The 25476-nt window shown below is 71.7% G+C and carries 20 protein-coding genes; 5 read left to right on the top strand and 15 right to left on the bottom strand.

What is annotated here, in order from left to right; all coding sequences use genetic code 11:
* Positions 1 to 31 precede the first annotated feature (31 nt).
* The 5 genes from ACFP1Z_RS10795 to ACFP1Z_RS10815 all read right to left on the bottom strand — a co-directional run bounded on the left by ACFP1Z_RS10795 (position 32) and on the right by ACFP1Z_RS10815 (position 7887).
* Positions 32 to 1144 carry a zinc-binding dehydrogenase gene (locus ACFP1Z_RS10795; protein ID WP_390315805.1) on the bottom strand — a complete coding sequence of 371 codons (1113 nt, stop codon included), beginning with the start codon at positions 1142 to 1144 and terminating at the stop codon, positions 32 to 34.
* Positions 1141 to 1971: a phytanoyl-CoA dioxygenase family protein gene (locus tag ACFP1Z_RS10800; protein WP_390315806.1), complete on the bottom strand. Its 831-nt coding sequence runs from the start codon at positions 1969 to 1971 to the stop codon at positions 1141 to 1143. Before ACFP1Z_RS10800 ends, ACFP1Z_RS10795 begins: the two co-directional genes overlap by 4 nt.
* Positions 1972 to 2062: 91 nt before the next feature.
* Positions 2063 to 2809: an SDR family NAD(P)-dependent oxidoreductase gene (locus tag ACFP1Z_RS10805; RefSeq protein WP_390315808.1), complete on the bottom strand. Its 747-nt coding sequence runs from the start codon at positions 2807 to 2809 to the stop codon at positions 2063 to 2065.
* A 59-nt stretch (positions 2810 to 2868) separates the two neighbouring features.
* On the bottom strand, positions 2869 to 3846 hold the full coding sequence (locus tag ACFP1Z_RS10810; RefSeq protein WP_390315809.1) for a TauD/TfdA dioxygenase family protein: 978 nt from the start codon (positions 3844 to 3846) through the stop codon (positions 2869 to 2871).
* Positions 3847 to 3867: 21 nt separating this feature from the next.
* The gene (locus tag ACFP1Z_RS10815) at positions 3868 to 7887 is read right to left on the bottom strand and encodes an amino acid adenylation domain-containing protein (RefSeq protein WP_390315810.1); all 4020 of its coding nucleotides are present in this window, start codon (positions 7885 to 7887) and stop codon (positions 3868 to 3870) included.
* Positions 7888 to 8403: 516 nt separating this feature from the next.
* Between ACFP1Z_RS10815 and ACFP1Z_RS10820 the strand changes: the two genes are divergently transcribed.
* From ACFP1Z_RS10820 to ACFP1Z_RS10835, 4 genes are all read left to right on the top strand, one after another.
* Complete coding sequence (locus ACFP1Z_RS10820; RefSeq protein WP_390315811.1) at positions 8404 to 8823, top strand: helix-turn-helix transcriptional regulator; 420 nt, start codon at positions 8404 to 8406, stop codon at positions 8821 to 8823.
* A gap of 596 nt (positions 8824 to 9419) precedes the next feature.
* On the top strand, positions 9420 to 9947 hold the full coding sequence (locus ACFP1Z_RS10825; protein WP_390315812.1) for a hypothetical protein: 528 nt from the start codon (positions 9420 to 9422) through the stop codon (positions 9945 to 9947).
* Positions 9940 to 11274 (top strand): DUF6545 domain-containing protein, encoded by a 1335-nt coding sequence (locus ACFP1Z_RS10830; RefSeq protein ID WP_390315813.1) that lies wholly within the window; start codon positions 9940 to 9942, stop codon positions 11272 to 11274. Before ACFP1Z_RS10825 ends, ACFP1Z_RS10830 begins: the two co-directional genes overlap by 8 nt.
* Positions 11264 to 12028: an oxygenase MpaB family protein gene (locus tag ACFP1Z_RS10835; protein ID WP_390315814.1), complete on the top strand. Its 765-nt coding sequence runs from the start codon at positions 11264 to 11266 to the stop codon at positions 12026 to 12028. The genes ACFP1Z_RS10830 and ACFP1Z_RS10835 overlap by 11 nt, the downstream gene beginning before the upstream one ends.
* Here ACFP1Z_RS10835 and ACFP1Z_RS10840 read toward each other — a convergent pair.
* The 5 genes from ACFP1Z_RS10840 to ACFP1Z_RS10860 all read right to left on the bottom strand — a co-directional run bounded on the left by ACFP1Z_RS10840 (position 12010) and on the right by ACFP1Z_RS10860 (position 19972).
* Positions 12010 to 13125, bottom strand: a complete 1116-nt coding sequence (locus ACFP1Z_RS10840; protein ID WP_390315815.1) for a cell wall protein — start codon at positions 13123 to 13125, stop codon at positions 12010 to 12012. The two genes, ACFP1Z_RS10835 and ACFP1Z_RS10840, sit on opposite strands and share 19 nt — an antisense overlap.
* Before the next feature lie 557 nt (positions 13126 to 13682).
* On the bottom strand, positions 13683 to 14168 hold the full coding sequence (locus tag ACFP1Z_RS10845; RefSeq protein WP_390315816.1) for a hypothetical protein: 486 nt from the start codon (positions 14166 to 14168) through the stop codon (positions 13683 to 13685).
* A gap of 804 nt (positions 14169 to 14972) precedes the next feature.
* Complete coding sequence (locus tag ACFP1Z_RS10850) at positions 14973 to 16175, bottom strand: hypothetical protein (RefSeq protein ID WP_390315817.1); 1203 nt, start codon at positions 16173 to 16175, stop codon at positions 14973 to 14975.
* Complete coding sequence (locus ACFP1Z_RS10855; RefSeq protein WP_390315819.1) at positions 16175 to 17005, bottom strand: ParA family protein; 831 nt, start codon at positions 17003 to 17005, stop codon at positions 16175 to 16177. The genes ACFP1Z_RS10850 and ACFP1Z_RS10855 overlap by 1 nt, the downstream gene beginning before the upstream one ends.
* Positions 17006 to 18700: 1695 nt before the next feature.
* The gene (locus ACFP1Z_RS10860) at positions 18701 to 19972 is read right to left on the bottom strand and encodes an MFS transporter (protein WP_390315820.1); all 1272 of its coding nucleotides are present in this window, start codon (positions 19970 to 19972) and stop codon (positions 18701 to 18703) included.
* Between the two features lie 286 nt (positions 19973 to 20258).
* Here ACFP1Z_RS10860 and ACFP1Z_RS10865 point away from each other — a divergent pair, with 286 nt between their 5' ends.
* Positions 20259 to 20843, top strand: a complete 585-nt coding sequence (locus tag ACFP1Z_RS10865) for a methyltransferase family protein (protein WP_390315821.1) — start codon at positions 20259 to 20261, stop codon at positions 20841 to 20843.
* Between the two features lie 6 nt (positions 20844 to 20849).
* Here the strand turns inward: ACFP1Z_RS10865 and ACFP1Z_RS10870 are convergent, their stop codons facing one another.
* The 5 genes from ACFP1Z_RS10870 to ACFP1Z_RS10890 form a co-directional block, all read right to left on the bottom strand.
* Entirely contained in the window at positions 20850 to 22721 is a 1872-nt protein-coding gene (locus ACFP1Z_RS10870) for a glycoside hydrolase family 15 protein (RefSeq protein ID WP_390315822.1), read from the bottom strand.
* A 76-nt stretch (positions 22722 to 22797) separates the two neighbouring features.
* A complete protein-coding gene (locus ACFP1Z_RS10875) occupies positions 22798 to 23352 on the bottom strand; it encodes a DoxX family protein (RefSeq protein ID WP_390315823.1) in 555 nt (184 codons plus the stop codon).
* 127 nt (positions 23353 to 23479) lie between these two features.
* Positions 23480 to 24079 carry a methylthioribulose 1-phosphate dehydratase gene (mtnB, locus tag ACFP1Z_RS10880; protein ID WP_390315915.1) on the bottom strand — a complete coding sequence of 200 codons (600 nt, stop codon included), beginning with the start codon at positions 24077 to 24079 and terminating at the stop codon, positions 23480 to 23482.
* The gene (gene mtnC / locus ACFP1Z_RS10885) at positions 24076 to 24846 is read right to left on the bottom strand and encodes an acireductone synthase (protein ID WP_390315824.1); all 771 of its coding nucleotides are present in this window, start codon (positions 24844 to 24846) and stop codon (positions 24076 to 24078) included. Before mtnC ends, mtnB begins: the two co-directional genes overlap by 4 nt.
* Complete coding sequence (locus ACFP1Z_RS10890; RefSeq protein ID WP_390315825.1) at positions 24843 to 25421, bottom strand: 1,2-dihydroxy-3-keto-5-methylthiopentene dioxygenase; 579 nt, start codon at positions 25419 to 25421, stop codon at positions 24843 to 24845. The genes mtnC and ACFP1Z_RS10890 overlap by 4 nt, the downstream gene beginning before the upstream one ends.
* Positions 25422 to 25476: the final 55 nt, after the last annotated feature.

Below are 25476 nucleotides of genomic sequence, written 5' to 3' on the forward strand. Positions count from 1 at the left end.
CGGGTGTTCGGGCCCCTCGGGGACGAGGTGTTCAGCCCCCGAGAACCGCCTTCATCACCGCCCCGTCCGCGACCGCGTCCAGCGCCTCCGCATGCCGCTCCAGCGGAAACGCGGTCACCAGGCTCGCCAGGTCGAAGCGGGCCGTCAGGGCGGGCAGCAGCTTGACGTACTCCACGACGTGCGCGCCGGTGAACGCCCACGAGCCGATGACGTCCAGCTGCCGGTAGACGATCTGGTGCGGGTTGAGGGAGGTGTCCCCGGCGTCCGTGTACTGGCCGATGATCAGGTACGTGCCGCCCCGGCGCGCCAGGTACAGGCCCTGGGCGACGGCGGCGGGCACGCCCGCGCACTCGATGACGAGGTCGGCGCCCGTACCGCCGGTGGCCTCGCGGACGGCTGCCGCGGCCTGTTCGGGACCGTCCGCCGTGATGTCGATGTGCACGTCGCCGATGCCCGCGGCGCGGGCCAGGTCGAGGCGTCCGGCCGGACCGCCCACGACGATCACCTTGGCGGCTCCGGCGAGCCGGGCCAGCGCGGCCGCCGCGAGTCCGACGGGCCCGCTGCCCTGGACGACGACGGTCTCGCCCAGCCGGACGGGCCGGCGCTCGTACAGGGCGTGCACGACGGTGGGGCCCGCGCAGGCCAGGGACATCGCGGCGAGTTCGTCGACGCCCGCGTCGAGGCGGACGACCGTGGTGCCGGGCTGCAGCACGATGTGGTCGGCCCACGCCCCGGACAGCGGCTCCTGGCCGGTGGAACGGTTGACGCCGTACGTACGCCGGTTCTCGCACAGGGTCGGCTCGCGGTGCTGGCGGCACGGCACGCACACCCCGCAGGCGATCGAGGACGCCCACATGACGGTGTCGCCGACGCGCAACGGGGCGCCGGTCGCGTCGTGCTCCAGGCCCTCACCGAGTTCGGCGACGACACCGAGTCCCTCGTGGCCGAGGACGAGCGGTACGGGCACGGGCAGATGGCCGCTGCGCAGGTGCAGGTCGGTGCCGCAGACCCCGCCGTAGCGGCAGGCGACGGTCATCCCGCCGGCCGGGGCGGCCGGAACGGTGAACTCCCGGAGCTGCAAAGGCTCGTTGAACTGCTCCAGCACCACGGCACGGGCGCGGCGTTCAGCGGACGCGGTACTCACAGGGCGGCTCCTTCAAGGGCGGGAACGTGACCGGCACGGTCGAGGAACGGCCCGTCCAGCGGGCGCAGTGGCGTGGTGTCGCGGCACACGACGTACTCGGGGCGCGGCTCGCCCGCCCAGCTGGGCAGATTGGCGGTGTCGTTGTAGGTCATCAGCAGCAGACGGCGCGGGAACGGCGACATGTTGGGGGCCGAGCCGTGCACGATCTCGGGCGAGAAGAAGACGAGGGAGCCGGCCGGGCCCTTGGGGCTGGTCATGCCGTGGCTGGAGACCATGGCCTCCAGCTGCTCCGGGCTCAGCGCGATGTCGTCGGGGTCGAGGTGCTGCTCGGACCTGGCGGCATCGCTGCGGTCGTCGCGGACGAGCCCGGCCCGGTGCGAGCCGGGCACGAAGATGACGGGCCCGTTGAACTCGTTGACGTCGTCGAGGAGAACGCCGACGTTGACCTGGCGGGGCGCCGGGAGGGCGTCCGCGACGCGCCAGGCCACGTAGTCCTGGTGCCAGGACCAGCGCTCGCCGCCGAAGGCCGGCTTGGCGTTGATCTTGAACTGGTAGACGTAGACGTCGTCGGTGAGCAGCTGCCGCACCGGCTGGAGGACGCGCGCGTCGCGCGTCAGTCCGGCGAACTCCGGCTGCCGCTGGTGCGAGGCGTAGACGGCGCGTACGCGGGTGCCGTCCTCCTCCACGACGCGCTGCGGGCCGGGCACCTCGCAGTCCCGGGCGAAGGCGTCACGCAGGGCGGTCACTTCCCGCTCGTCCAGGGCCGACTCCACCAGGAGGAAGCCGTCCTCCCGGTAGCGGTCGAGCTGCTCCTTGCTCAAAAGCATGCTGTCTTCTTCTCCAGGTTCCGTGGTGGGTGGGGCGGTACGGACAAGAACGGGTCCAACGGGGCCAACAGGGCCAACGGGTTCAACGGGCTCAGCCGGTGAAGTGGCCGCCGTCGACGACGATGTGCTGCCCGGTGATGTAGCGGCTCTTGTCGTCGACGAGGAACTCCAGCGCGTCGGCGATGTCCGTGACGCCCCCGAGGCGGCCCAGCGGGATCTGCCGCAGCACCTCGGCCCGCGCCTCCGGCTCGTCGAGGTGGTAGCGCTCGACGACCTCGGGGGTGTCGGTGAACCCCGGGATGAGGGTGTTGACGCGGACGGCCGGGGCGAGTTCGAGGGCGAGGCAGCGGGTCAGGTGCAGCAGACCGGCCTTGCTCGCGCAGTAGTTGGCGCCGTTGCGGCGTGCCCGCATGGCCGTCGTCGCGCCGATGTTGACGACGGTGCCGCTCCCCCGGCCGACCATGGCGGGCGCCAGGGCACGGGTGAGCCGGAAGGGGCCGGAGAGGTTGGTGGCGAGGACCTGGTCCCAGTCCTCGTCCGTCATCTCCAGGAAGGGCCGGTCGCGGTTGACGCCCGCGTTGTTGACGAGTACGTCGGGTGTGCCGTACGTGCCGAGGACGTGCCGGGCCGCCGATGCGACCTGTTCGCGGTCGGCGACATCGGCCCGGAAGGTGTCGATACGGCCGGCGCCGGCCGTGACGGCCTGCCGGGCGGCGTCGTGGTCGGCCCGGTAGAGGGCGACGACGTGGTGGCCGCGTTCGGCGAGCCGCAGGCTCAGTGCGAGGCCGATGCCCCGGGTGCCGCCGCTGACCACGGCGAGGCGTGTGCTGCTGCTCATGTGCGTGGAGATCCCCCGTTGTGCGAAATGCTTCAGAAAAGTGGTCCAGAAGGGCCGGTTCAGAAGGGCCGGTCGCCCGCGATGGCCGCGCGGTCGACGACCCGGCGGTGCGGGTGGTAGTCGGAGGTCGCGTAGTGCTGCACGGCCCGGTTGTCCCAGAAGACGATCGAGCCGGGCTCCCAGCGGAAGCGCACCTGGTACTCGGGGTACTCCAGCTGCCGGAAGAGTTCGCCGAGCAGTTGCTCGCTCTCCTCCTCCGGCAGCCCGACGACGCGCGTGGTGAAGATCGAGGTGACGAACAGCGACTTGCGTCCGGTCCTGGGGTGGGTGCGGACGACCGGGTGCTCGACGGGCGGGTACAGCTTCTGGAAGTGGGCGCGCTGCTCGTCCGTGAGCAGGTCGCGGTAGTTCGCGGACGGGGTGAAGTCGTTGACGGCGCGCAGCCCGTCGATACGTTCCTTCAGCTCGTCGGAGAGGTTGTCGTAGGCGGCGGCCGCGTCCGAGAAGAGGGTGTCCCCGCCGCACTCGGGCATCTCGACCATGCGCAGCACGGCGCCCATCGGCGGGGCGGCCAGCCAGGGGAAGTCGCTGTGCCAGACGTTCTCGAAGCCGGGGTTGGCCTTGCCCTTCTCCAGCCGGACGACGTCCTGTTCGGTGCCCTTGGGCAGGAAGGGGTGGCCCTCGATGCGGCCCCAGCGGGAGGCGAAGGCGCGCTGCTGCTCGTGGGTGACGTCCTGGCCCCGGAAGAAGAGGACCTTCCACTCCAGCAGGGCCCGGTCCAGTTCGGTGAACTGCTCGTCGGTGAGCGGCTCGCGCAGGTCGATCCCGGAGATCTCGGCGCCGATCAGCGGCCCGTAGGGGCGGACCCGGAAGGTCTCGTAGGGTCCGCCCCGCTGGTCCTCGGCGAGACGGCGCAGCACGCGCGGCCCGTGGTGGTCGACGCGGCCGGGGATGCCGCGCCGGACGAGGGAGCGGATCCTGGCGGTCTCCTCGGGGGCGGGTGTGAGGCCGTCGAAGGTGGCGGTGGGTGCGGTCATGCCGATGGTGCTCCTGTCGGTTCAGTGGGAGGTACGTGCCAGCCGGCCGGCCAGTACGGGGCCGAACTCGGCGACGGCGTCCGGCCGCAGCATGCGGTGGTGGGTGGAGCGCACGTCGTGCGCGGTGACGGTGCCGGTGACGTACCGCTGCCAGGTACGCGCGGAGGTGCGTCCGGCGTCGAAGGGGTCGGTGGGGTCGGCGACGGCGGCGGTGAGGAACAGCAGGTCCCCGCCGAAGACGCCCGGCGTGAACGCGGCCATGAGAGCGATGTTGTTGTGGTAGACGTCCAGGACCGCGGCGCGCCCGTCGGGCCCCGCGGGCAGCCCGAGTTCGCGGTGCAGCAGCGCGGCGAGGTCCGCGTCGTCCCCGCCCGTACCGTGCCCGTCCGTACCGACGCCCCCGCCCTCCCCGGCCACCGCCTCGTCGCGCGCCCCGGCCTCAAAGAGCATGGCGGCCACTTCCCGGTCGTTCAGCCGCGGCAGTTCGCGCCGTGCCTCCGCGTCGACCGGGTAGGAGTCGGCCATGGCGAGCAGGGCGACCGTCTCGCCGTCGCGTTCGAGCCGGGTGGCCATGGCGTGCGCGACGAGACCGCCGAAGGACCAGCCGAGCAGGTGGTAGGGGCCGTTCGGCTGCACGGCGCGGATCTGCCGGAGGTAGTCGGCCGCCATCTCCTCGACGCTGCCGGGGAGTTGGCCCTCGCCGCTCAGTCCGCGTGCCTGGAGGGCGTACACGGGGCGGTCGTCCCCGAGGTGGGGCAGCAGGGCCGCGTACGGCCAGCCGATGCCCGCGCCGGGGTGGACGCAGAACAGCGGCGGCAGGCTGCCGCGCGTGCGCAGCGGCAGCAGGACGTCCAGGGCGTTCGCGCCGGACCCGCCGGCGAGCAGCCGGGCGAGGCCGGCGGGGGTCGGGGCGGCGAACAGGGACCGTACGCCCAGGTCCGTGCCGAACGCGGAGCGGATCCGGGCCACGAGCCGTCCGGCGAGCAGCGAGTGTCCGCCGAGGTCGAAGAAATTGTCGTCGGCGCCGACCCGCTCCAGCCCCAGTGTCCGCGCGAACAGCTCGCACAGCAGGGCCTCTTGCGGGGTGTCCGGGGTACGTGAGGCGGTGGTGCCGGCCGGTTCGGGGTCGGGCAGGGCGCGCCGGTCGAGTTTGCCGTTGGGGGTGAGCGGGAGCGCGTCGAGGACGACGACCGCCGTCGGCACCAGGTGCGCGGGCAGCGTGGCGGCGAGCCGCGCGCGGACGGCGGCCCCGGTGACCGGCGTACCGTCCCCGGCGGGGACGACGTAGCCGACGAGCCGCTTGTCGCCGGGCCGTACCTCGCGCACGACGACCTCGGCGCGGTCGACGCCGGGGCAGGCGGCGAGCGCGGCCTTGACCTCGCCGGGCTCGACGCGGATGCCGCGGATCTTGACCTGGTGGTCGGAGCGGCCGAAGTACTCCAGGGTGCCGTCGGGCAGGTGGCGCACCACGTCGCCGGTGCGGTACATGCGGGTGCCGGGCGGCCCGTAGGGGTCGGCGACGAAGCGCTCGGCGGTCAGGGCGGGCCGGTGCAGATAGCCGCGGCCCAGGGCGGCGCCCGCCAGGTACAGCTCTCCGGGGCTGCCGGGCGGGACCGGCCGCAGCGCCGCGTCGAGCACGTAGGCGCGGACGTTGGGGATGGGCGCGCCGATCGGGGGTGCGGCGGGCCAGCTGTCGGGGTCGGCGCTCAGGGCGTGCGCGGTGACGAGGTGGGTCTCGCTGGGCCCGTAGTGGTTGTGCAGCCGCACCCGGGGGTGGCGCCGGCAGAAGGCCCGTACGTGGCGGCCGGGGGTGAGGGCTTCCCCGCCCTGGGCGAGGACGCGGAGCTCCGGCAGTTCCGTCCCGTGCTCCTCGGCGGCCTCGCACAGTGCCTCGATCACCAGGTTCGGCGCGTACAGTTCGGCCACCCGCCGCTCGCGCAGCCACCGTACGAGCCGCTCGGGGTCGCGGCGTACGTCCTCGTCGCACACCACGAGGGTCTTGCCGTACAGCAGCGCCGAGAGCAACTCCTGCACCGAGACGTCGAAGCCGAGCGCGGTGTACTGCGCGACGCGGTCGCCCGCCCGGCCGCCGAGGGCGTCGTGGTGCCAGGTCAGCAGGTTCACCATGGCGCCGCCGCCCATCACCACGCCCTTGGGGCGGCCGGTGGTGCCGGAGGTGTGGATGACGTACGCGGGGTGGTGCGGCTCCAGCCGGCACGGGCGCTCGTCGTCGGTGACGTCGGTGTCGGGCAGGACGGCGAGGGCGTCGGCCGTCGCGGGCGCGTCCAGCAGGAGCCGGCCGGTGTCCGACGGGGGCAGGGTACGGGCGGTCGCGGAGTCGGTGAGGAGCAGGGCGGGCCGGGCGTCGGCGAGCATGAACGCGACGCGGTCGGCCGGGTATCCGGGGTCGACGGGCAGATAGGCGGCGCCGGTCTTCCACACGGCGGCCACGGCGACGACGAGTCCGGCGGAGCGGGGCAGCGCGACGGCGACGGTGCGCTCGGGGCCCGCGCCGCGCGCGATCAGCAGCCGGGCCAGCCGGTTCGCGGCGGCGTCGAGTGCCGCGTAGTCCATCTCCCGCTCGCCGTCGAGGACGGCGGGGACGCCGGGCGTACGGGCGGCCTGCGCGGCCAGCAGCTCGGGGAGCGTGGCCTCGGCGTCCTTGCGCTCGGGGCCCTGCCACTCGGTGAGCACCCGGAAGCGCTCGTCGTCCGTGAGGAGTTCGACGTCGGCCAGGGTCCGCTCCGCGTCTCCCGTCAGGAACGCGCGCAGGACGTCGAGAAAACGGCGATGGTGTCCGGCGATCGCCGCGTCGTCGTACAGCTCGGAGTTGGCGACGACGTCGATCCGGATCCGCCCGCCGTCGGCACGGTCGTAGGCGGTGAAGGACAGGTCCTCCACGAGCCCCTGGGTGAGGTTGTGCGCGGGGGAGGGCCGCCCGGCGAAGGACAGCGCGTAGTCGAAGGACATGATGTTGACCTGCGGCGCCGAGCGGTAGCGGGCGGGGTCCGGCAGGCCGATGTCACGCGGCAGGTCCTCGCCCCGGTAGCGCTGGTGCCGCAGCAACTGCCGGAATTCGGCGGCGACCTGGCGGACGAGCGTGCCGAGCGCGGCGTCCGGGCGCACGCTCACGCGCAGCGGCAGCACGTTGGAGAACATGCCGGGGATGGTGCGCGAGGCCGCGTCGGGACGGCCCGCCACCGGCAGGCTCAGGATCACGTCCCGCTCCCCGGTCAGCCGCCCCAGGTAGCCGGCGGCGGCCGCGACGACCAGGACCGACCAGTGGGTACGGGCGGCCCGGGCGGCGGCCTTGAGGGCGGCCGTCTCCTCCTCGGAGAGCAGGGCGCTGCGGCTGATGTTGCCGCGCGGGGCGCGGGCGGGCGCGTCGGCGAGGCGGGGCACCTCGGGGCGGTCGGCGAAGCGGGCCGTCCAGTGGGCGCGGTCCTCGGTGAACTGAGCGGAGGCGCGGTAGCGCGCGTCGTGCTCCAGCAGGTCGGTGAGCGATCCGTAGCGTACGGGCGGGCGCGGCCGGCCGGTCACGGCCGCGTCGTAGAGCTCGGCGACGCGCTGGGCGATCAGACCGCCGGTGTGGCCGTCGGCGACGAGGTGATGGGCGCTGAGGTACCACAGGGCGTGTTCGGGTCCGAGCAGCAGCAGCGCGTAGCAGAACAGCGGGCCGCCCTCCAGGTCGAAGCGCCGGTCGAGGTCGGCGCGCATCCACTCCCGGGCGGCGGCGAGCGGATCGGCGGTACCGGAGAGGTCGAGGACAGGGAAGTCCCAGTCGTCGGCGAGGTCGATGATCTGCCGGGGCTCCCCGTCCACCTCGGCGAACCGCGCCCGCATCGAGTCGGCCTCGGCGATGGTCCGCCGCATGGCGGCCTCGAAGGCGACGCGGTCCAACGGCCCGTGGAGATCGAGGTATTCGGCGACGCGCTGCTGCGGCGCCCGCGGATCGAGCTGCTCGGCCAGCCACATCTCGCGCTGCGCGGCGGAGAGCGGCAGCACCGCCGTGCCCGCCCTGCCCTGGTCGGTAACCGACATCTTCAACTGCCCCCGTTGCTTGCGGATCGCGGCGTGATCGCGATGTCCGGGCGGCAGTCTGGGTTGCCGGGCAGAGCTGAGGCGAACTCCTTTCGCGTAGACGAAAGTATGCAGGTCAGAGGCGGTATTTCGGGGTTAAAGCCGTGGGGCCCTGCCGTCGGGGACGGCAGGGCCCCACGGGAGAGCGCGAGGAGCGCGCATCGCGACCGGGCGGCGCGCCGTGTCCTCCCCCCTCACGGCGCGGGCATCCATGTCCCCGGGATGCGTCGCGCGCCGTACCGCCCGTACCCCCGCGACGGGCGGTACCACGATCATCGCGGCCACGGCCACAGGTGTCAACAGTTGTTGAGGGTCGTCTATATCTCCGGCATAAGCATCGCAATCCTGAGAAAACTACCCATAGTTCATCGATGTCGTGCGGTCCCGACGGGTAGCGAAGATCGCCGCCCATGGGCATACTTTTACGCGTCATTCCGGATCCGGACGCGCACCACAAGGCAGTTGGGGAGGGCCCGCATGGGCGACGCCGGCGCGAACCCGAGCGACCGCGTGTCCGACCAGTTCGCCGAGCGGCTGGACATCCTCTTCGCGGACATGTACCCGGCCTCCCAGGGACGGCCGTACACCAACGGCGAGGTCGCCCGTGCCACCGGACTGAGCACCACCGCCATCGGCTATCTGCGCTCCGGGCGGAACAAACCGTCCTTCGACACCGCGGCCCGCCTCGCCGACTTCTTCGGCGTCCCCCTGGACTTCTTCCGGGACGACGAGGTCGCCGCCGCCGTCCGCGCCGACCTGGCCGACCTCGCCGCCTACCGCGACCAGCGCGCCCGCAGGATCCTGCGCCGCTCGGCCGGACTGCCCAGCGCCGTACAGGACGCCATCGAAGCCGTCATCAACAACTACCAGAGCGCCACCGGCAAGCGGAAACGCTAGCGCTCAGCAGGTCGAGCGAAGTTCACTGCGGTACGGCAGCGCCCCGAAGAGGCGCGGGGAACTGCGCGACCAGCCACGACGGCGCCGCAGTCGATCGACGACCCGTTCGCGGCACTTCCGGCGGAGCGCTCAGCGCTCCGCCGGAAGTCCGGTACGTCAGGGCGGGTACGTCTGGGGGCGCCCCCTCCGGGGGACGGCCGCGCCCACGCGGCGGAGCCGCACACCGGACCGGCCCGCGCCCCGTCGGAGCGCTATCCGAAGCGCACCGGACTTCGCCAAGCCCGCTCAGCGCTCCGCCGGGGTCCGGCATGTCATCTGCGGGTGCGTCATGACCGGCCGCGCCCACACATCGGACCGGCCGCCGACGCCCCCGTGCCCGCGCCCCGCCCCTTCGCGCACAATGGGTCCGGTCGCCCGCGACCGCCCGACACACCACACCACCGACAGGGGTGCATCCGGCCCGTGACCTGACGACCCTCGCAGCACGGGAACGGCCGTGCCCCACGGGAGAATTCCGCCATGCCCCACCGCGCCCACCAGCCCTCCCCGCCACCCCGGGCCGGGCGGCCGACCCGCACGGGGCCGGTGACGGCCCGATGAGCAGACGGAGCACCAGCACCAAGGCCGTCCGCCGACGCTGCGAGAAGCTCATCGCCGCGCTCGACCTGCCACGCACCGACGACATCCGCGTCCTCACCGCGCACATCGCCGACCGCCTCGGCCACACCGTCGAACTCGTCCCGCACTCCCTCGACCCCCAAGCCCTGTCCGGGAGTTGCGAACTGCGCAACGGCGTCCACCGCATCACCTACCAGGCCGACACCAGCACCTGGCACCAGGAACACATCATCAGCCACGAACTGGGCCACCTCGTCTCCGGCCACCCCTGCACCGACATCGGCGACGAGGACACCCACCGGCCCCCTCCCGCCACCCGCGTCCTCGGCCGGGACACCGTCGCCCGCATGCTGGCCCGCTCCCACTACGACGACCCCGGCGAACGCGAGGCCGAGATCATCGGCACCCTCCTGCAACAGCACCTCACCGCCTGCGCCCACCACCCCGACCGCTCCGCCTCCGTCATCGCCCCGGCCCTCGAACACACCTGGGGGAGCGATGTTTGACATCCTCTACCTCGGCTGCGCCGCCGTCGCCAGCTGCGTCCTGGCCTACAAACTCCTCGGCCTGCGCGAAGCACCCTCCGCGACCCTGACCGCCGTGTGCCTGTGCACCGGCTTCCCCACGCTCGCCTTCGCCTGCGCCGCCCCCACGGTCTACGAACTCATCGGCCGCGTCTCGGGCATACCCGACCTGGCCACCCTGTTCGTGTACGGGCTCATCACCTGCTTCAGCGGCTCCGCCCGCGCCCTGGCCCTGCTGTGGACCCCACGGCCGGCACCCTCCGACGACAGTGCCGGGCCCGCGCACCGCCCACGGCTCCTGCGCCGCGTCGCCGTCTTCGCCGCCGTACTCGCCCTGATGGCCGGCCTGTTCACCTACGCGGCGACACGCGGCACCTTCGACACGGGCCCCCACCCCCTGGACTTCGACACCACCTACGCGCCGGTCCCCGCCCTCACGGTGTTCCTCCTCGTCTACCAGGCGGGCTTCGCCCACGCCCTGCTCGGCATCAGCCGCGCCTGCGGACGGCACGCGAAGGACCTCGCCCACCGCGCCCCCGGACTGACCGGACTGCGCACCGGAGTACGGCTCATCGCCCACGGCTGCCAGGTCGCGCTCGGATACTGCCTGTGCAAGTGCCTCGCCATCGGCGCGGCCGCCACCGCACGGCCCGGCTGGGACGCCCTGTCCACCGTCGTCGGCCCCCTCTTCGCCTCCGCCGGAGCCATGCTCATCGCCTCCGGCTTCGTCTACCCCGCCCTGCGCGCGTGGGCCGCCCGCCGCCGCGACTTCCTCGCCCTGCGCCCCCTGTGGCTCGCGGCTGCCCGCGCCGACCGGCACCTGCTCCTCGACCCGCTCCCCGCACCCGCCCGCCACCGGCTGGCCGTCCGCGACCTGAAATGGCGCACCGGCCGCTGCATCACCGAGATCCGCGACGCCCAACTGACCATGCGCGTCTGGGAGGACCCGGCCATCGGCACGGCCGCCCGCCGACTCGCCCGGAAGCAAGGACTGTCCGCCCCGGACGTCGCGGCCGCCGCCGACGCGGCCGCACTCCTCGGCGCCCTGCGGGCCCGTGACACGGCACTCGACCGCATCACCCGCGCCGCCGTCGCCGAACACCTCGCACCGGCGGCCGTGGGCGACGCCGTACGGACCGCGCTCGCCCACGGACTCGGCCTCCCGCCCGCACCGCGAACGCCGCCCCCGCCCGGACACCGGGGCGAGCTCGACCACCTCATCCGCGTCTCCCGCGCCCTCGACAGCGCTCCCGTCACCGAGGCCCTGCACCGCACCGAACCGTCCCGGAACGACAACCATGAACACTGACCCCCGCGCTCTCCCCTCCCCCGGCGACCCCGCACACGAGCACGAGGCCCACGCCCGGTACCGCGCCCTCACCCACGGCCCCCTGGCGAGCGACCTGCTCCTGGGCCTGAACCTGGGCTTCTACCGCACCTTCGCCGTCCCCTCCATCGCCAGGGCCCTCGCGGCCACCGGCAAGATGACCGAGCACCCCAAGGAACGCGCCAAGGCCACCGGCGCCCTGATGTACGCCCTCTTCGACCACGGCCTCGACAGCCCCGAAGGCACCCGCGTCATCACCACGCTGAAGACCCTGCACGCCGGACTGCCCGTGGGGGACGAGGAGTTCGTGTACGTCCTGGCCGCCTTCTGCGTCACCCCCCTGCGCTGGCTCGACGCCCACGGCGCCCGGGCCGCCACCCCCGCCGAGAAGACCGCCGCACACACCTTCTACCGAGGTCTCGCCCGCAGGATGGACCTGAGCGGAGTCCCCGGCAGCTACACCGAGTTCGCCGCGTGGATGGACGCCTACGAAGAACGCGCCTTCGCCCCCACCCCCGAGGGGAAAGCCCTCATGGCGGCGACAGCGAACATCCTGACCAAACGCTTCCCCCGGCCCCTCGCACCCCTGGTCCGCTCCGGCATGCACGCCCTGTTCGACCCCCGCATACTCGCGGCCATCGGAGCCACTCCCCCGCCCCGGCCCGTACGGGCACTCGTCCACACGGCCCTGCGCGTCCGCGCCCGGCGGCTGCGGCGTCATACGACACCCAGCTGAACGTGTGAGCCGTAGCTGAGGCTGACGATGCGGGCGGTGAGGTCGGCGCCGAAGAGGTCGAGGGCGTCGTCCTCGCCGTACTCGGCGACGTGGTCGAGGAGGAGGTGGGGGTTGTAGCGGGCGGCGAGGCGGGCCTGGCGGCGGTCCTCGTCGGTGCGGCGGGCGTGGGTGATGAGGTCGTTCATGGCCTTGACGGCCTGCTGGTGTTCGCACCAGGCGCGCCAGGCGGGGTTGTCCTGGGGGTGGACGACGTGGGGGAGGCGGGCGTCGTACTCGGCGTCGCGTTCGGCGCGCTGGCGGAGGTGGGAGGTGATGTAGGCGGCGGGGCGGGCGGGGCGCCAGTCGAGGTACCAGGAGTGGAGTTCGGCGGCGATGTCGTGGACGTCCAGGCCCTTGTCGATCAGCGGGCGCAGGGCGAAGGCGAGTCGGCGCAGTCCCTCGCTCTGGGTCCAGCCGACCAGGGGTCTGACCTGACGGGCGATCAGGATGTCCCGGGCCACCTGGGCCACGGAACGGCCGGTGGGCTTGCCCCGCCGGGCCTTGGCAGGTTTGCGAGTTGAGGGGGAGTCGGTTGCGCGGCTCGCGCGCGTGCGCGAGGTGTCTTTCACCCCACCACTCACCTCAACTGTCTCCAACTGGGGGGTACGACCAAGAGAATGGGGCTCACGCCCCCGGCCACCAGCACCCTCCGCCTTCCCCCCGTCCTGCTTCCCCGAGGTCTTCCCCGCCTGCTTCGCGGCGCGCTCCCGGACGTCCTCCACGGCCCGTTCCCGGCCTTCCCCGGTCACCCCCGCGACCCGTGCCTCGTAGCCCGAACCCGAGAGCACATGCCCCATCGCGGCGTCGTAGCAGGGGGGAATGACGGCCCCGTACACCGTGGCCGTCGCGGTGTACTTCCGGCCCGGCACACGCAAGTTGCGCTTCGAACCGTGCACCAGCCACACCAGCGCCCCCAGCTCACGCAGCACCGCCGCATGCCGCTTCACCGTCGGCACACTCACCCCCAGCCGCCCCGCCGTCCCCACCAGGTCGTACAGCACAATCCCCCGCCCATAATCCATCCGCCCCGCCAACTCCCGCGCCAACGCCAGCGTCATGGCATTCGCCTTCGGATGCAGACCCGCACCCACCAGCCACGCCACCGCCCGCAACCACGCACGCGGCTGCGCCCGACGGGAAACCGTGTGCAGCACCTCCTGCCGCTCCCCACGCACCGGCGTGAACGCGGCAAGTGACGGGTCAAATGGTGAAGAAAGGGATGAAGATGAAGGATTCGGACCGGCTTCAGGCAGCACTGAACCAGCCCTCGTGATGGCAGCGATGATCGACTCCTGGACGAGGGAGTGTGAGGCAAACGTGCAGCGCGACTTGGCTGCTACCGCTTACCTGAGGCAACCAAGCCTTGGCCTACGAAAGGTGTCTGCGGATGTGCTCCGTCGGCGGGAGGGCGGCTGAGGGAGGCGGCTCCTTGCAGGGGTCTCGCTACGAAGAAAGGCCCGGGGCGACGTGATCCCCGGGCCTGTGCTCGGTCAGGTGCGCGCAGCCCAACGGGGCGCTGCGCGGGCAGAGTTGCGTGAGGCGCCTCATCGCGGCACGGAGGCGGTGCGGGGCGGCCCCGGAGCCGTACGGCCCGGAGAGCGCGGTACGACGCCCGTCACGCGGCACCGTCCCCGGTGTCCTGGGTCGTGAGGTGCAGCCCGGCCTCGAAGTTCTCCAGAGCCTCACGGACCTGCTGCGCCCACTTGCCCAGCGGGAGGTACAGATGCGGGGTGTCGCTCTCGACGAGCTGCAGCGCGGTCACGACGTGGTGGCTCGGCAGCACGGCCAGCTCCGCGCCGGCGGGGTGGACGTACAGCCCCGTGCGCCGGTCGACGTTCTCCAGCTCTATGCGCGACTGCTCGATGGCCAGCGACTCCCACAGGCGAAAACGCGTGGGGGTGTTGCGCGCGTAGTTCTCGCGCGGCCAGCTCACCCGGCGCAGGGCGTCGAAGGTGAGCAGCGGCAGGGCATCGCTGGGGCTGAGGACCTCGGGATGCAGGACGCCGCGGTCACGGGCTTCATAAGCCACCTTGTTGGCGAGACCGGCGAGGTTCGCGACCTTGAGCAGCGTCCAGCGCTGCGCCTTTGCCTTTCTGGCCATGGTGAGGGTGTCCTTTCGGATGAACGGCTCGGAGGCAAGCCTAGCGCGATCTAGCCCGATCTTTTCTCCTGTCAGGAACGAGGGCGTGTCGCTGATCCGAGCTTGCCACGTGTGAACGGATGAGGAAACTCCCTTTATTGCAGGGGCCGATGACGTGATATAGGGCGTCAGTTACCCGCCCGGCCAACGCGCGTCATCACCACAGAGTCGCCCGTTACCCCGCACCTAGTCCCCTGACAGTAAAGACAGACTCCACCCACCGCCCGGCCCTCGTGTCCTCCGTCCGGCCCAGCACTCAGCCATGCAAGCGCGCGAACAGCCATGCACACGGCAATGCATCCAGCCATGCAGAAGGCCGTGCAGTCGGCCATGCGTCAAGCGTTGCAGCTCGCCATGCAAGTACCTGGTCAGAGGCCATTTGAGGGATGTTTTCCGGGCTCCCGGAAAGGGGTCCGGCAAGGGCCCGTCAGACCCCTGGGAACCATGCCTGACGGGCCTTCGTTCAAGCCTGTGGATCGGCTTGACGCAAAGGGCACTGGTAGCACGGGGCGGAAGATGATCTACCGGTGCGCGGGGCGTCGCGGGGCCCGTAATGATTCTGTGAGGAAGTGGATCAACACGGAGCGTCACCCCGGGCCCCGCCGGCGAACTCCCCTTGAATATGCACGGAGTTGAGGAGCGTTCGCGCAGAGAGGCGCGCGCGGGTCGTTTTCGTATCCGAGAAGGGGTCACAAACCCGGCATCGGAAGCAGGTAGCACTGAGGGGGCGCGATCCATTGGATCGCGCCCCCTCAGTGCTACCTGCTACTGGACCCGGCGGAAGACTTCCGGGCGTGCCAAAGGCCCTTCCTGGTCCAGCGAGTCGAGCAGCCGCTCGACCGCCGCGGAGAACAGGAAGACGACCAGTCCGCGCTTGGCGGCGGCGGTGATGTCCATGTCGAGGTCGCGGGCCACTTCCCAGACCTGTCTGCTCACGCGGTAGTTGGACGGTTTGCCCGGGTCCGTATAACCGCCGCGCGCCAGCATGAACTCACGGATCAGCGCCAGCTGCTCGTCCGTCCCCTGCGGCAGGCGGAGCATCGCCGCGTTGACGTAGTGCCCCTGCGCGAGCCTGCGGTTGTTGGACGACCGTTTGTCGGCCGAGAGCCGGGCCTCCAGCCGCTTCTTGACGTCCGGGACGAGACGGAAGCCCCATGTGTCCCAGTCGTGCGAGTTGATGCGGTTGTCGAGGAAGCTGTCCTGCAGCGCCGCGTGCGCCCACGCCCCCGCCGGCTGAGGAGCCGCGGCCTGAGGAGCCGTCACCGCCGGAGCCTGTGCGGGCTCCGGCGCCCGCACCGCCGTGACAGGCGCGGGCGCGGCAACGGGCGGTGCGGGAACGGGAGCAGGCGCGGGTGCGGGTGCGGGAGCCGGTTCGGGCGCGGGCACGACCGTGGGGGGTGTCTCGGGAACAGCGGCCGCGGGCGGGGGCTCCTCCACGACCACCTCGGCCGCGGCCGGGGCGGGCGCCGGGGCAGGCGCCGCCGCGGCCTTCGGCTCGGCCTTCTCCGAACGGGCAGCCGGAAGGGACGGCTCCGCCGAGGGCCCGTCCGTGCCCGCGACCGGGCCGTGGCGGGCGGGCTCGGGCCCGTCCACCGGAGCCGGAGCGGGTGCCGGAGCGACGGGAGCCGGCGGCTCCGGCACGGCGACGGGAGCCGGAGCCGCCGCCTGGAGCGGAGCGGGCGCCGGCTCGGGGGCCGGCGCGGGGGAAGGAACCTCGACGGGGGCCGTCGCCACCGCCGACGCCTGGGGCGCCGGAGCGGACTCCGGCGCGGCGGCCGCGCCGGAGTCCGGCTGGGCGGAGACAGCACCCGACTGCTTCATCTGCTCCAGCAGCGCGGCAGTGGAGTCGGAGCCACTGTTGAGGAAGCTCCCGGAGAAGGCATCGGCCATGGACGCACGCAACACGTCGTTCTGGACGCGTGGTTGGGTACGCCGTTTTTTGGCCTTGCCGTTCGGAGTGTCAGCCATTACGCACCCGTCTGCTTCACGCGGTGGACCATTTCCACGGCGAGATCGCGGTAGGAGACACTCGGCGGCTGGTTGGGGTTCTTGATGCAGACCGGCTGGCCGTCGTCGAACGCCTGGGAGATGAGCCCGTTCCGGCGGATCTCCGTCTCGAACATGTTGAGTTCGAGCTCCTGGAGCCGGGTGATGACATTGGCGTCCTCCGTCGTGCGCTTGGACGGCGGGTTGGCCTTGTTCAGCACGGTGCCGAGGAAACGGGGGTTGCTCTGGCGCTGGGTGCGCTCGAAGGTGGCCTCGGTGAGCCCCTTGACGACCGCGACACCCGGAACCGTCGCGTACAACGGCTCGCAGACGGCGATGACGAAGTCGGCGGCCGCGAGCGCCACCGCGGACAGCGCGCTCACACTCGGAGGGGTGTCGACGAGAACGACGTCGTACTGGTCCCGGACGTCCTGGAGCACCTGACGCAGAATGAGCGTCCCCTGGAAGTCCATGCCCGCGATCTTGCGTTCCGCGTCGACCATGGTGCTCTGCACCGAGGCGAACAGGTCGAGCCGGCCCGCCCCCTCGAAGCCGTCGAGGAGCTCGCTGCGCGAGTAGAACATCTCCGGGAGCGGTGTCGCCATGCCGTTGAGCCGCGCGTAGAGCGCGAAGCCCACCGAGCGCTGCGGCTGGGGCACGACCCCGAGCGCCACGCCGGCCTGGGCCTGCGGCTCCAGGTCCACGACGAGCACCCGCACTCCGTTTATTGCCAGGGCACTGGCCAGGTTGACCGTCGTCGTGGTCTTGCCCGGCCCTCCCTTTTGGCTAGCGACCGCCAGTACTGCGCCCACAGCAGAGTCCTTCCTGTTCTACGGATCCCAACCTGCTGCCGCGTGACCCCGTCACCTTCGGCAGAACACTCGTAAACGCCCCATTGCGCACCGCTGCCAGCGCTGTCAGGCAAGACCGATCAGGCATCGAGATGTGCACCGCTCCGGCCCTCCTCGGCGAAGAATGCGGACAGACTGCGACTATCCGGGCAGTCGACCGGCATCCGTGGATTCCGGGGGCGCCACCCTAGGTTTCCCTGACAGGCTAGCAGTCGATCTCTGCTTCATCACACAACCCATGCAGCCCCAGGGCGTGTCTCTCCGACACACGCCCCGCTTGGCCCACCTGCGCCGTCCCCACCGCACCGCGCACGCCGCCCTCCCACCTCCGCCCCGGCGCCCCGCAACTGACGTCCCCCCACCTCGCGGCACCCCTTCCGACCTGCGCGAAAGCACCCGCGAGCGGATACGCCCGGGGCGCGACACGCACGGCCCGTCCCACACCCGCGCGCACACCGGGGCACCTCTTCGCGCAGGCGCATGCACCGCACCGGCACCCGGCGAAGAGAGCACCGCACACCGCGTCAAGCCCCTGTCCGGCCGGGCCAACCCGCATCAAGTGCCCCCTCCGCACGCCGTGCCCCGCACACATCCACCGTCGCTACAGCCCCTCCAGCAGCGGAGCGGAAGACCCCACCGACCCTCCACCGCATCGCCCGGACACGCATCGCCCCGGCATTCCATCAAGTCACCCAGACAGCGCAGCACACGGCGCGTCGCGAGCACGCGAAGCCATCAAAGCGCAGCACCGCACATCTGGAGCAACCACCGCGCATCCAGAGGCCATGCCACGTGTCCACCCACGAGTCCACGCGGCCGACCGACCATCCCGCCGGACGCACGTCGTGCCACACATCCCGGAGCACGTACGGGACAACGCACCAAGCGTCGCACGCACAGCGAGCCGAGCATCCGAAGAAGCCTCCATCCGTCGTCCCGCACGAAGAGGAAACGCTCCAAACCTACCGGCATTCACCCGGCCATGGACGCATCCACGCGTCCACGCATCCGCACGTACGCATGCCCACGCAGTGACACGCACCCGCATCCACGCGACCGCACGCGCGCACACCGTGCCACCCATGAAGAGAGTGAAACGCACCAGCCACCGCACCGTCAGAGAGTCAGGCATCCACACCGACAGGCATCCATCCGAAGAAGACAACAGACACACACCCCGGACACCATCCGCCCGAGCATCGACACGCGCACACCGAGAGGCACGCCACCATCAACCCATGAACACGAACGAACGCCCGCACACGAAGCCGTACAGACAGAGCAGCCAACGCAGCAACACACGAGCAAACCTGGAGCCAGCCATTCGCCCACGAGTACCGGAAGCCACACAGGCCAGCATCCATGCGCCCATGGGCAAGCACACACCTACCTCCGTGAACACCGACCAACGAACATGCGAAGGAGCCGTCACGCCAACCAACGTGCACGCCACGAAACAACCGGACGAACCGCTACACCGTCACTCACTCCACCATGCAGTCATCCATGCGCCCATACATTCAGCCGCGCATTCAGGAATGCAGGTTGACATGCAAGAAGCCGTACATAGAGGCAAACATGCTGCGTTGCATGTAGACGTGCAAGTCGCGATGCATAAGCTGTGAACTTGTGAAATCCGCAGGTCGTGCGGGGTGTCTACGAGTCTGCCACAGGGAGGCGGCGGTGGCTGGTGAGGGTGGGCAGATGGCTGGAGAGGAGGAGGGCGGTGAGGGCGGAGGCGGTCACCAGGGTGCCTGCTGAGAGGAAGGAGCCCCGGGGGGAGAGGTCCACGAGGAGGGGGAGGAGGAGTATTCCCGTGGTGCTGCCCGCGCGGGTCGCGGTGTATTCGAGGGAGAGCAGGCGCAGGCGTTGCTGCGGGGGGAAGGTCGCCAGGTAGGTGCGCAGGCTGATGGCGGCCGACGGGGTGACCACTCCGGTCAGCAGGGAGAGCAGGGCCAGGGCCGGGAGGTGATCGGCCAGGCCCATGCAGGCGGTCGCGGCTCCGTCGATGGCCCAGGCGCCGCAGTAGAGGGCCAGCCAGTTGACGGGTCTGCGGTGGGCGGCGAGGGGATTGCCGAGGAGGGCGCCGACGCCGGTGGCCGCGGTGACGAGTCCGTAGACTTCCGCGCCCGCGCCGTGGTGGGTGGCGAGGAGTGCGGGCAGGCCCACGGTGGAGACGGCGGTGCCGAAAGCGGCCAGGGCGTGGAGGGCGATGGCCAGGCCGGCTTGGGGGTGGGCGCGGAGCAGGGGCCGGACGCGGACGGCCGGTGGTGAGCCGGTGGCCCGCGGCCGGGGCGGGCCGGCGGTGGTGCGGTCGACGGCAGGGGTGCGGCAGGTGGTCGTCGCGGTGGTGCGGCGGGCCAGCCAGGCCAGGGCCGCTGTCGAGACGGCGAAGGCCGTGCCGTTGAGGGTGAAGAGCTGAGCCTTGGTGACGAGCAGGAGCAGCAGTCCGGTGCCGGATCGGCCCGCGATGCGGGCGATGCGGTTGGTGAGGTCGAACAGGCCGGTCACCTGGTGGACGCGGCCGGGCTCGACGAGGTCCGGGACGAGCGCGGCGAGGTTGGGGTCGAAGAGGGCGCCGAGGACACCGAGCAGCAGGATGCCCGTGAACAGCACTGCCGTGCCCCGGGTGTTGGGCGTCCAGAGCAGGGGCAGTGCCACGGCCACGGCTGCCCGGCCGCCGTCGACCCAGGCGAGGGCGCGGTACGAGGCGCAACGGGCGACCAGGCGGCGGCCGCCGGTGCCGAGCAGGAGATAGGGCAGGGACTCGGTGGCCGACACCAGGCCCATGAGGGAGGCCGAGCCCGTGCCGGTGTAGACGCTCCACATCACGGCGAGGGCGTAGACGCGGTCGCTGAGGACGGACAGGGAACGGGCCAGCCACAGCACCAGCACGGGTCGTCGCCGCAACAGCAGCAGATAGTCCATGTCTCTCCCGTCGGGCCGGGCGCACGGCGGACGGTGGCCTCAGGCATCGATTCCACGGTAGGGAGCGGGGACATGGGGCAGGAGGGTTTCGTCCCTGGTCGTACCCGAATGCAGCAACAACGGGGCTACGGGGTGGTTTGCGGGCGGCGGGCGCGGGGCGTGCACCGGCTCGTGGGAGGGGTGCCGCGTACCCCCTGCGGGCTGTTGTGCCCGGCTGCGGAGCGGGGTTTCGGGTCGACGGTGGTGGTGCCGTGTGCGACGTTGAAGGCACGGATGCCTCTCCACCGTGAAGGAGCCCGACGTGCAACTGCCCGGACTGCTCGCCCTGGTGGGGTTGCTGGTGTGGGTCGGGTACGAGCTGCTGCTGCGGCGCCGGGAGGATCCGGGGGCGGCCAGCTGGCAGGGTGGGGCGGCGGACCGGGGGAGTACGTATCTGCTGATCGCCACCTACGTCGTGGTCGTGGTGGTCAATGTGGTGCTGACCTCGGGGCATCTGGGGCGGCTGCCGGCCGGCTGGCGCTGGGCCGGAGTCGGGCTCGTCGCCGCCGGACTGGCGCTGCGTGCCTGGGGGATGGCCACCCTCGGCCGGTTCTACACCCGCACGCTGCGCACCACCGGGGACCAGCGTGTGGTGCGGGAAGGCCCGTACCGGCTGGTGCGGCACCCGGGGTACTGCGGGAGTCTGCTGGTGTGGGTGGGCTACGCGCTGGGGCTGGGCAACGCGATCGCCACGGTGCTCACCGCTGGGCTGCTGCTCGGCGCGTACAGCTGGCGCATCGTGGCGGAGGAGCGGCTTCTCGTCGCCGCCTTCGGTGAGGAGTACGAGCGGTACCGTCGCCGCACCAAGCGCCTGGTGCCGTACGTGTATTGATGGCGGTCAGCCGGCCTGCCAGGAGCGGGCCGTGGGGCCGGAGTGGGTGCTGATGGCGCGGTCGAGGTTGGTGGCGGCGCTGATGAGCGCGAGGTGGGTGAACGCCTGAGGGAAGTTGCCGAGGGCCTCGCCGGCCGGGCCGATCTCCTCCGCGTACAGGCCCAGGTGGTTGGCGTGGGTGGTCATCTTCTCGAAGACGTAGCGGGCCTCTCCGACCCGGCCCGCGCGGGCGAGGGCCTCGACGTACCAGAACGAGCACAGGTTGAACGTGCCTTCCTCGCCGGTCAGTCCGTCGCTGCCGTCGACGAGGTAGCGGTGCACGAGGCTGTCGCTGACCAGGGTCTGCTCGACGCGGCGCACCGTCGACAGGAACCGCGGGTCGCTCGGGCCCGCGAACTTCACCAGTGGCATGACCAGCAGGGAGGCGTCCAGGGTCGAGCTGTCGGGGTACTGCGTGTACGCGCCGAGCTGCGGTGACCAGCAGTGGTTCTGGACGAAGCGGTAGGCGGCGGCCGCGGTGTCGCGCCAGGTCTCCACCGGGGCGGGCATGCCGCGGTGGCGGGCGATGCGCATGGCCCGCTCGAAGGCGACCCAGGTCATCAGCGCGGAGTAGGTGAAGCGCTGCCGGCCGCCGCGTGTCTCCCAGATGCCGTCGTCCGCGTCCTCCCAGTGCTTCTCCAGCCACTCCAGTTGCCGGGAGAGGGTTTCCCACAGCTCGTAGGAGATGGGCTCGCCGTACTTGTTGTAGAGGTAGACCGAGTCCATCAGCTCGCCGTGGATGTCGAGTTGGAGCTGTCCGGCGGCGGCGTTGCCGATGCGGACGGGGCGGGAGCCGCAGTAGCCGCAGAGGTGGTCGAGAACGGACTCGGGCAGGTCGGGGCGGCCGTCGATGCCGTAGAGGACCTGGAGACCGGAGCCCGGCGGGACCTGTGCGCAGCGCTGGTGGAGCCAGTCGATGAAGGAGGCCGCCTCCTCGGTGAAGCCGAGCCGCATCAGCGCGTACACGGTGAAGGCGGCGTCGCGGATCCAGGTGTAGCGGTAGTCCCAGTTGCGGCCGCCGCCCGGGGACTCCGGCAGTGAGGTCGTGGCGGCGGCGACGAGGGCGCCGGTGGGCTGGTAGACGAGGAGTTTGAGGACGAGCGCCGAGCGTTCGACGGCCTCGCGGTAGCGGCCGCGGTAGGTGGAGCGGCGCAGCCAGCCGTCCCAGTACTGCAGGGTCTTGTCGAGCAGGTGGGAGGCCTCCGCGCTGTCGATGGGGCGCGGTTCGCCCTCCCACTGGGCGGCCAGTTCCAGTGACTGTCCGGCCGCCACGGTGACGGTGGCGCGGGCGGCGTCGCCGTCGATGCTCAGGGGGACGGACGAGCGCAGGACGAGGGTCCCGGCGGAGCTGGAGAAGACGGCTCCGGCGTCGGGGACGAGCGTCACCTCGTGCGGGGCGCGGGCGTAGTCGAAGGCCGGACGGCAGCGGATGTCGACGGTGACGCTGCCGCGCAGGACGCGGAGCTGGCGGACGATGTGCCGCAGTCCGCTCCGGGGGCACGAGGGGTGGTCGGGGACCATGAAGTCGTACAGCTCGGCGACCGCGTGCTGGGCGAGGAAGCGGGTCAGCAGGACGTTGGAGTCCGGCATGTACATCTGCTTGGTGCGTTCGACCTCGCGGACCGAGACGGAGAACGACCCGCCGCGTTCGGCGTCCAGCAGGGAGCCGAAGACGGCGGGCGCGTCGAAGCGGGGCAGACAGCACCAGTCGATCGTGCCGTCGACGCCGACCAGGGCCACGGTGTGCAGGTCACCGATGATGCCGTGGTCTTCGATGGGCAGATAGCCGGAGTGCGGCAGGGAGCCGGGGCAGTGCCGTGGGGCGGGCTCGTGCTTCACCGGTGTCCTCCTTCGTAGGGGACATGCCACACGTTCCGTTATACCGCCGTGGCGGTGTGAACGCTTGGTGCCCGGGTCAGTCGCGGATCAGTACGAGCACGGTCGCGGCGACGGCGGCGAGGACCACGGCGGCGATGCCGTGGGAGAGCCGGTGTCTGCGCAGGACGGGCAGGAAGCGGTCGGCGGCGATCCGGCCGGGGCCGGTCAGGGCGATGGAGGTCGCGGCGACGGCGAGCAGCAGCTCGTACTCCACGCCGGTCGGGGCGTAGAAACCGCCGTGCCACTTGACCACCAGGGCGTTGATCATGACGCCGAGGATCGCGGCGGCGGCGAGCGGGGTGAGCAGGCCGAGGGCGAGGCCGAGGCCGCCGAGGGTCTCGCTGAGGCCGGCGAGCACCGCCATGACCTTGCCGGCGGGGTAGTGCTGGGCGGTGAAGTACTGGCCGGTCGCGTCGAGGCCGCTGCCGCCGAACCAGCCGAACAGCTTTCCCGTGCCGTGGGCCGTCATGATCAGGCCGGTCATCAGACGGAGCAGGAGCTGTCCGGCGTCGACGGCGGCCGGGGAGGACGAGGGGGCAGGGGCTGTCGTGAGGGACGGTGCGGAGGGGAAGCGGGAGCCGGTGGAGATCATGGGGGCCTTCCGGAGGGGGTGTCGGGTGCCGCCTACAGGTCTGACGTGGTGTCAGTAACTGCTGTATACCTCCGGTATGGAGCTGTCGAGCGTTGTGACAGTGCAGTGTTCACACAGTCGTCATAGCTCAGACCGTGAGCTCCAGCTCCAGGAGCCACTCGACCACCTCGGTGTGGTGGCGGGCCCGGCGTGGGTCCCGGCCCCATACGTACAGGCCGTGGCCCGCGACGACGACCGCCGGTACGCGCGGTTCGCGGGCCGCCTCCAGACGGTCGCCCAGGACGCCCATGTCCTGGCTGTTGGCGATCACCGGGAGGAGGACCTCCTGCTCGTGATCCGGCAGGCCCAGGCCCTTGAGCATCTCCAGGTCCCGGAGGACGATGCCCTGCGGGTGGCGGCGGGCCATCGCGACCGAGGCGACGGTGTGCACGTGGACGACCGCGCCCGCCCCGGTCAGACGGACCACGCGCGCGTGCAACGCCGCTTCCGCGGACGGGTTCCCGCCGTCGACGGGGGCGCCGTCCCCGTCGACGAACACGACGTCGGCGGGGGTCAGCTCGCTCTTGTCGAGACCGCTCGCCGTCACCGCGAGTCGCAGCGGGTCGCGGTCCGTGACCACGGACAGATTGCCGGACGTACCGCGCATCCAGCCGAAGGAGGCGAAGCGGGCGGCTTCGGCGGCGAGCGGCGCGCCGGCTTCGGCGGGGTCGGTGACGACGGCTGTCATGAACTCTTCGGGCATGCCGCGTTCTTCCGCCGCTGGATCGTTCTCGTGATGCGTATGGCGGCGAACGACGGGGTCTCCGGGTGGTCGCCCATGCCCTCCTCGTAGTACGGCTCGCCCCGGCGCCGCACGCCCACCGTCAGCCAGCGCGCCTTGCGGGCCGCGTCCAGCTCGGCCGGGCGGTCGGACAGGAACAGGATGCGGTCCGGCTTCGCGCCGATCGACTTGGCGATCTTCCGGTACGAGCGGGGGGTGTCCTTCGGGCCCGCGTTCTCGGTGTCGTACAACCCCGAGACCAGCGGCAGCAGATCGCCCTCGGCGCTGTGCCGGAACCACGCGCGCTGCGCGGCCACCGAGCCCGAGGAGTAGACGTACAGCCGCACCCCCTGGGCATGCCAGCGGCGCAGGGCGTGCACGGCGTCCGCGTAGAAGTGCGACACCAGCTCGCCCCGGGCGAAACCCTCGGACCACAGGATGCCCTGCAGGGTCTTCAGCGGGGTGACCTTGCGGTCCTCGTCGAGCCACTCGCCCAGCGCCTGCTCGATCCGCGCGGCGTCCGCGTCCGGCTCCTCCAGCAGCTCGCGCACCTGCTCGGCCGCGCGGCGCACCTCCGGCTCGTCGGCCCGCTCGGTCAGCAGCGCGCCGAACCGCTTGCGGGAGTACGGGTAGAGGACGTCCACGACGTAACCGGTCGCGCTCGTGGTGCCCTCGATGTCGACGACGGCGCAGTCGACGTCCAGGCTCAGGATGTCGGGGTGGAGGGTCGTCATGCCGCGTACCCCGCGTGGATCTCGTCGAGGCCGGGGAAGCGTGAGGCGATGTCGCTGCCGGTGAAACGGCCGATCCAGCCGTCCGGTTCGTGGAAGAAGCGGATCGCGGTGAAGGACGGCTCGGTGCCCATGTCGAACCAGTGCCTCGTGCCCTTCGGGACGCCCAGCAGATCGCCCCGCTCGCACAGCACCGCGTGCACCTCGGCGCCGACATGCAGATAGAACACGCCGGCGCCGTCGACGAAGAAGCGGACCTCGTCGTCATCGTCGTGCGTGTGCTCGCTGAGGAACTTCTCGCGGGCCGGCCTGGTCCGCCGCGTCCAGTCCGGGGCGCCGTCGGGGTGCAGGGCGATCGCGTCGACGGTGACGAAGCCCTCCTCCGCCGTGAGGCGGGCGACCTCCGGTGCGTACGCGGACAGGACGGCGTCGGGGTCGGCGGTGTCCGTCTCCCGCAGGGGCCACTGCTCGTAGCGCACTCCGGCCGGGGTGAGCGCGGCCGCGATCGCCTCGGGGTCCGAGGTGCGGCGGACGACGGTCTGCGGGCCGGACTCCGGCCACGTGGTCAGTAAAGTCATCAGTGCTCCCAGTCAGCGGCTGTGGGCCCGGCCACCGCCCGTACGGACTGTGGAC

The sequence above is a fragment of the Streptomyces gamaensis genome, assembly GCF_042656465.1.
In the GTDB taxonomy this organism is placed as follows: domain Bacteria; phylum Actinomycetota; class Actinomycetes; order Streptomycetales; family Streptomycetaceae; genus Streptomyces; species Streptomyces gamaensis.